The sequence below is a fragment of the Myroides injenensis M09-0166 genome, assembly GCF_000246945.1.
GTDB classification, from domain to species: domain Bacteria; phylum Bacteroidota; class Bacteroidia; order Flavobacteriales; family Flavobacteriaceae; genus Flavobacterium; species Flavobacterium injenense.
Map to the genome: position 1 here is coordinate 1 of NZ_BAEX01000120.1, position 7,717 is coordinate 7,717.

Sequence of the window (7,717 nt, forward strand, 5' to 3'; positions counted from 1 at the left end):
ACACGTAGTATCAGGAAAGTTTATAGCTTCAGACCATTTGTTTAAATCCTCATCCTATATTAGTGAGTCAGATTTAATATTCATCATTTCTAAATCCTCTTTAGTATAAGGTCCTCTCTTATAATTACCATCAAATAGGTAGTATGTTTTTTTTATTATAGCAATTTGTAAATATTGCTAAAAAGTTAATTATTTGTTTAATTGTTTAACTATTTAACTATTTAACTATTTTTTGTTTTAAAGTTGTTAAAAATATGAATTATTTTGATTGATAATAGAATGCAATAGGGGGTATAAATAGAAAGTGATGTTTATCTAGCAATAAACATCACTTTCTATTTATTGTTTTAAATGTATGGTTAAGTTATTTTTAGTACTCGTTGTTGGATCCAAACACAGTTTTTCTGTCTATATATTTCCCTCTAGTAAAGTCAGGCATTAACTGTACTTGACCATTTTCCTCAATTGATTTCTCACTAAGGGGAGTTACAGCATACCAAGTAGCTAAGTCATAAACGTCGAAAGGAAATTCTATATTGCGTTTAATACTCTCTACAAAAGCGTTAAGCAAGAAGTAATCCATCCCTCCGTGACCTGCGCCTTCTGCTTTTGCAGCGTGGTTTTTCCATAAAGGATGGTCGTATTCAGTCAAGTATTCTTTTGAGTTAGCCCATTGATGAGAATGATTCATCTCTTTTTCAAAATAAATAAATCCTTTATCGATACCTCCAGAGCTAATTTCTTGCCATATTCCTTCTGTTCCTTGTACTTTAAATCCTAAGTTATAGGGACGTTGAAGAGAAGTATCATGTGTAAGAACAATAGTTTCTCCATTTTCACATTTTAAAGTAGTGGTGATTATATCTCCAAGCTTAAAGTTAACTTTTGCATTTGGATGGTTTTCACCACCGTTTTCAACGATATATTTATTTAATCCTCTAGCTTTAGATGCCATAGATGTTAAATGCGTAATTCTATTACCTCTATTGACGTCAAACATCGCTGAGATAGGACCTAAACCATGTGTAGGATAAAGCTCTGCATTTCTATTTACATAGTGATTAGTACGCCATTTTGCTTCACTGAATGCCTTATCTCCAAACTCTACACCTCCGCCATAAGGTTGTACACCATCATTAAATAAAACATCTCTTAAATCGTGCTGATATCCTCCAGTACCGTGTATTAATTCGCCAAACTTTCCTTTTTTAACCATATTAAAAATAGCCATTAGATCTCTGCGGTAACACACGTTTTCTAACATCATTAATGGTACTTTAGTTTCTTCAAATGTGTCAACATATTTCCAACATTCTTCTAGGGTCATAGCTCCACACACTTCCATACCTACAATTTTACCTGCACGCATAGCTTCAGTTCCTTGTCTTTCATGCCATTCCCACGGTGAAGAAATGATAACAGCATCTATATCAGTACGTTTTAGTAAATTGCGGTAATCGTAATCGCCATCTTGATACACTTCAGGCTGTTTCTTATTGTGATTATTAACTATCTTTTGAGCTCTTTTAATCATTCTGTCATCTGGATCAGCCATGGCTACTACTTCTACATCATCGCGTTTAAGTAATTCGTCAAGGTGTACTTGTCCTCTTAGTCCTACCGCAATCATACCTATACGTACTTTACTGGTTTGACTATTAAAAGCAAAAAGTGAGTTGGGCAGTATTAATGATCCAAATCCTGCAATAGCAGTGTTTTGTAAAAAGTTACGTCTATTCATCATTATTTGAAATGTATTGTTTTTTTATTTGGTTAATTTCAAATTTATAAGAATAGTGCATAAAAAAAAAGAAAGTACTCGTTATTTTTGAGAACTTTCTTTTTTGTATTGATAATACTAAGAATTAAAGTATTGTATTTATGGTAATTTTAGTAAATTATTTTTCTACTTCTTTATAAGCTACTAAAGCTTCTTTTAAAATTTCAGCAGAACGAATTAAGTCTTCTTTTTTAAGAACATAAGCCATACGAGCTTCATTTAATCCTACGCCTGGTGTAGAGTAGAAACCTGCAGCTGGTGCAATCATTACTGTCTCACCGTTAAGGCTGTAATCTTCTAGTAACCACTTAGCAAAATGATCAGCATCTTTTACAGGGAATTTAGCTACACAGTAGAATGATCCATGTGGTACCGTTACTTGTACACCATCAATTTGTTGAAGAGCATTGATGAAAACATCTCTTCTCTCTTTATACTCAGTAATAACTTCGTCAAAATAAGACTGTGGAGTATCTAGGGCTGCTTCTGCTGCAATTTGCTCATAGGTAGGAGGCGATAAACGCGCTTGTGCAAATTTCATTGCAGCATTCATTAATTCCTTGTTTTTTGAAACGATACATCCAATTCTAGCACCACACATACTGTAGCGTTTAGAAACTGAATCAATCATAATAGCATTGTTTGCTAATTCTGGGATACTCATCACAGAAATATGTTTGTATCCATCATAAGCAAACTCGCGGTAAACTTCATCTGCGATGATAAATAAATCATGCTTTAAAACCAACGCAGTAAGTTGTTCCATTTCTTCTTTTGAATACAAATAGCCTGTTGGGTTACCTGGGTTACAAATAAGAATTGCTTTAGTTTTAGGCGTGATTAATTTCTCAAATTCACTAATAGGAGGAAGAGCGAAACCGTTATCTATCGTAGACATAACAGGTACAATATTAACTCCGTTTGATGTAGAAAAACCATTGTAATTAGCATAGAAAGGCTCAGGAATAATGATTTCATCTCCTGGATCCATTATACTACCAATTGCAAATAATAAGGCTTCAGATCCACCAGTTGTAATAATGATATCTGTGTAATCTATATCTAAATGGTGTTTTTGGTAATAAGATGCTAGTTTTTTTCTATAGCTTTCAAATCCAGCAGAATGACTATATTCCAAAACTTCTATTTGAGCATCTTTCACAGCTTGAAGAGCTACTTCAGGTGTTTTGATATCAGGCTGTCCAATATTTAAATGGTAAACATGGTTACCTTTCTTTTTAGCAAGTTCTGCATATGGAACCAATTTTCTAATTGGTGACTCAGGCATGTTAATACCTTTTTGCGAAATTTTTGGCATAGTTGAAAATTTAAATTATATAGCATAAAAGCTTTTTATATCTATATGATCATTTTGTTCGATTGCAATAAAAAGCTACGCAAATGTAAATTAAAATAATTATAAGTCAGAAGAAATTCATTACTAAAATATAAGTTAAATATACTGATAAACTGGGGTTTTTGGTTATTTTTGTTGGATTGTAAAACAACGTATTAACAACTCATGGACAAAAAGATTATATCCTTTTTTTCTTCAACACGGTTAATGGCTGTTCTTTTTATCGTTTATGCAGCCGCTTTAGCAATAGGAACCTTTATTGAAGATCGTTACAACACGACAACAGCACGTATTTTAATCTACAATACAAAGTGGTTTGAAATTATAATGTTAATTTTCTTACTGAACTTTATTGGTAATATTAAAAGATATCGATTATTAACTAAGGAAAAATGGGCGACACTCATGCTGCATGCAGCTTTTATCCTTATTTTAATTGGTGCAGCAATTACTCGTTATATAAGTTTTGAAGGTATGATGCCTATCAGAGAAGGGGAGACAGTGGATAGTATCTATTCAGAGCGAACTTTCTTAACGGTAATGGCAGATGGAGATTACCAAGGTGAAACAAGAAGACGAACTTTTGAAAAAGAAGTTATGTTCTCCCCAGTGGCTAATAACCACTTTAAAATGAAAAAAGACTTTAATAATATTCCTTTTGAAATAGAATTTAAAGACTTTATAATGGGAGCTCAAGAAGTAATTGAAGCAGATCCTAATGGAACAAAATTCTTGAAACTTGTAGAATCTGGAGATGGTGAGAGACATGAACACTATTTGACAGAAGGTGAAGTATCAAGTATTCACAATGTTTTATTTTCCTATAATAAAGAGACTCCTGGAGCTATCAATATTATAGAAGAAAATGGAGAGTTTTTTATCATGTCTCCTTTTGCAGGGAGTTATATGAAGATGGCTGATCAGTCTACTGGTGAAGTTACCGCAGACGAAAAACAACCTCTAAACTTCAGATCCTTATACAATATGGCAGGTACACAGTTCGTAATGCCAGATCAACCTATAAAAGGCAAGATTGGATTAGTATCTGATGGAGATTACAAGAATAAAATGAATATTGATGCTTTAGTTGTAACTGTTAGAAGTCAAGGGCAAGAGCATGATGTTATCTTAAAAGGTAAAGCTGGAAGAGTAGGTGAACCACAATCTTTTCAGTTGGGAGATTTAGAATTTACTATTATGTATGGTAGTAAGGTTTATACTACACCTTTCCAAGTTAAATTAAATAAGTTTATTGCAGAGAAATACCCTGGTACAGAACGCAGTTATTCTTCTTTCGAAAGTCAAGTTACCGTAATGGATGGAGCTGAAAGTTTCGATGCTCGAATTTACATGAACAATATTTTAGATTACAAAGGGTACCGATTCTTCCAAGCAGAATTTGATAGAGATGAGAAAGGAACTAAATTATCTGTTAACCATGATTTCTGGGGAACATCTTTTACCTATGTTGGATATTTCTTCTTATACGTAGGAATGCTTGCTATTTTATTTGATAAGAATACTAGATTTGGAGATTTGAAACGTAAATTAAACAAATTAAGAGAGAAAAAAGCGTCAATGTTAACTGTATTAATGTTGTTTTTATCATTGGGAGCTTTTGCACAACATACTCATAAAACACCTGAAAAATTACCACAAAGAGTAATCGATTCTTTAGTACAAGCTACTGCTGTAACTAAAGAGCATGCTGCTAAGTTTGGTGAGTTAGTTATACAAGATTTTGGTGGTCGTATGAAACCTATTAATACGTTTTCATCAGAATTAGTACGTAAAGTATATAAGAAAGAAACATTTAATGGACTTACGCCTGATCAAGTATTTCTTTCGATGACACAGTTTACAGTTGCTCAACAAATGCAAGGTGCACCAAACTTTTGGTATTACGTGCCTATCGTAACATTACCTCTACATAATGAAAAAGTAACTGAGGTATTAGGGCTTCCAAAAGGCACTAAACAAGCTTCTTTTATTGACTTCTTTGATGAGAACGCAAACTATAAATTAGATAAATATGTAGATGAAGCGAATCATGAGGCTGTTAAGAACAAGTTTCAAACAGACTTCTTAGATTTAGATGGTAAAATAGCTTTGTTAAATGCAGCATTCAGTTCTAGAATGTTAACTGTATTTCCTGTACCTGGTCATGATAATGATAAATGGGTTTCACCTTTAGAAGTAAATGAAGCAGGTTTTACAGGTATGGATTCTTTATTTGTAAAGAGTATATTACCTCGTATGTATGTGCCTGCATTATTTGAGGCTCAAGAATCAGGAGATTATTCTAAAGCAGAAGAGTACTTAGGTCATTTAAAAAAATACCAACAATCTTATGGAAGTACTGTAATTCCATCAGAGAAAAAAATACAGTTTGAAATATTATATAATAAATATGATATTTTCAAAACGTTGTATAAATACTATATGTTGGCTGCAATATTTATGTTTGTATTTATTGTATCAGATGTTATTAAGGCTAGAAAAATTAATAAAAAGCTAGTAAAAATAGGTATATGGTCTACTTGGCTACTATTTATTATTCACACAATAGGTCTTGGTGTTAGATGGTATGTTTCGGGGCACGCGCCTTGGAGTGATGCTTATGAGTCTGTGATCTATGTTGCTTGGGCGACAGCGTTGTTTGGATTGTATTTTGGACGTAAATCAGAACTAACAGTGGCTTCAACAGCTTTTGTTGCAGGTATGATATTATGGGGTGCACATTTAAACTATATGGATCCTGCAATTTCAAACTTACAGCCAGTGCTTAATTCTTATTGGTTAATCATTCACGTAGCAGTAATTGTAGGTAGTTATGGACCATTTACGCTAGGAATGATACTAGGAGTAGTAGCGCTTCTTCTTATGATTATGACAAATGAGAAGAATAAAAAGAAAATGGATATGAATATTAAAGAGCTTACTTATATCAATGAAATGGCACTTACAGTAGGGTTAGTGTTATTAACGATAGGTAACTTTTTAGGGGGTCAATGGGCCAATGAAAGTTGGGGACGCTATTGGGGATGGGATCCAAAAGAAACATGGGCATTAATTAGTATCATGATTTATGCTTTTGTAATCCATGCTCGTTTAGTTCCTGCAATGAGAGGTACATGGATTTATAATGTATTCAGTGTATTTGCTTATTATTCAATTATGATGACTTATTTTGGAGTTAACTTCTATTTAAGTGGACTTCATTCATACGCATCTGGAGATAAGATGATTACTCCTTCTGCTGTGTGGTGGTCATTAGCATTTGCAGTGAGTCTTAGTACCTTTTCTTACATAAAATATCGTAAGTATTTAAAGAAATAATAATAAGGTATATATCACACACAAAGAGCCCATTCTAAATTTAGAATGGGCTCTTTGTGTTTGGTTATGATAGAGCAGATTACTTAGCTTTATGAGATATAGGTTAGTTAAATGTTGTGAATTAGGTATTTATAGTTTTATTGAATGACAAATATTTTATTTTTAAAAAGTGGTTCTATAGAGTGTTATTTTATTAAAATAGGAGACTACATTATTAATTTTAGCGTTAAAATATTTTATATACCATTTTATTTTGGGTGTTTTTTATTGTTTCTACGATGTTTTTTATCTTTATTTTGTTTTTTTTTCTTTTTTTTTGATAAATATTAGGTTTTTTATTGTGTTTTTATTGACATAAATAGTGTTTATTTCACATAGTTACTTGTTTATCCTATTTTGTTTGAATTCTTTGTTTTTATTGAGGTTTTTCTTTTAATTTTTGATAAAATAACTTTATAAGTTTATGTTTTTAAGGTTATTATGTGTGTTTTTATTAACTTTGAGTAAAATTGGCAATAAAAACATTATGAAAAGAAGAATACTACCGTTAGCATTATTGATGTCTGGATACGTTTCATACGCTCAAGTTGGTATTGGAACCCGTGAACCAGATCAATCAGCCATTTTAGAATTAAATGCTTCTAATAAAGGTTTATTAATTCCACAAGTTGCTCTTAGAAATTTAATTGATACGAGTGTAATTGATGGAGGTAATCCTAAAGTTGGATTGTTAATTTATAATACAACAATGGATGGATCTAAGATATTGCCTGGATATTATTACTGGGGAGTGAACTATGCAAGTAAGGATAAAAATTTGCAATGGATTGGAATGGGCGATGACATTTCTAGTGCATTTAAAAATCAAAATAAATCTTTAAGTGTAGATGAAGAATTTTTGATATTAGAAGATTTAAATGGTCACACAGTTAGTATTCCTCTTAGTAGTTTACAAATTGCAACAAAGATTGAGCAAGATAAAAGTAGAAAAGGAGTATATGTTTATACCAATGAAAAGAAAGCAACATTTGAAATAAAGATTTTAGAAGAAATAATACATAATTTCGGTGATATTATTACTGATGACAGCGTGATAAACCATATAGTTAAAGCGCTTAAAGGCAAGTATGGAAATGTTATTTATGAAGGGGATGTTTTTTATACAATCAATCCTGATACAGGTAAAAAAACTCCAATAGACTGGAGTAGTTTAGACACTACCAATGAGAAGTTTGCTATAG

General features: G+C 32.1%; 4 protein-coding genes. 2 read left to right on the forward strand and 2 right to left on the reverse strand.

Translation table 11 applies throughout. From position 1 onward, the window contains the following. Nucleotides 1-370: 370 nt before the first annotated feature. Together RH98_RS14200 and RH98_RS14205 are read right to left on the reverse strand one after the other, a co-directional pair. Nucleotides 371-1,741 (reverse strand): Gfo/Idh/MocA family protein, encoded by a 1,371-nt coding sequence (locus RH98_RS14200; RefSeq protein ID WP_010256461.1) that lies wholly within the window; start codon nucleotides 1,739-1,741, stop codon nucleotides 371-373. A gap of 157 nt (nucleotides 1,742-1,898) precedes the next feature. Further along, complete coding sequence (locus RH98_RS14205; protein ID WP_010256464.1) at nucleotides 1,899-3,098, reverse strand: pyridoxal phosphate-dependent aminotransferase; 1,200 nt, start codon at nucleotides 3,096-3,098, stop codon at nucleotides 1,899-1,901. Between the two features lie 204 nt (nucleotides 3,099-3,302). Between RH98_RS14205 and RH98_RS14210 the strand changes: the two genes are divergently transcribed. Beyond that, nucleotides 3,303-6,476: a cytochrome c biogenesis protein CcsA gene (locus RH98_RS14210; RefSeq protein WP_026038923.1), complete on the forward strand. Its 3,174-nt coding sequence runs from the start codon at nucleotides 3,303-3,305 to the stop codon at nucleotides 6,474-6,476. A 526-nt stretch (nucleotides 6,477-7,002) separates the two neighbouring features. Further along, a partial coding sequence (locus RH98_RS14215) for a phage tail-like protein (protein ID WP_010256471.1) occupies nucleotides 7,003-7,717 on the forward strand: 715 nt, incomplete at its 3' end.

Bases quoted from the DNA above. Each gene is read 5' to 3' on its own strand.
- RH98_RS14200 (WP_010256461.1), bottom strand. From the start codon at position 1,741: ATGAATAGACGTAACTTTTTACAAAACACTGCTATTGCAGGATTTGGA.
- RH98_RS14205 (WP_010256464.1), bottom strand. From the start codon at position 3,098: ATGCCAAAAATTTCGCAAAAAGGTATTAACATGCCTGAGTCACCAATT.
- RH98_RS14210 (WP_026038923.1), top strand. From the start codon at position 3,303: ATGGACAAAAAGATTATATCCTTTTTTTCTTCAACACGGTTAATGGCT.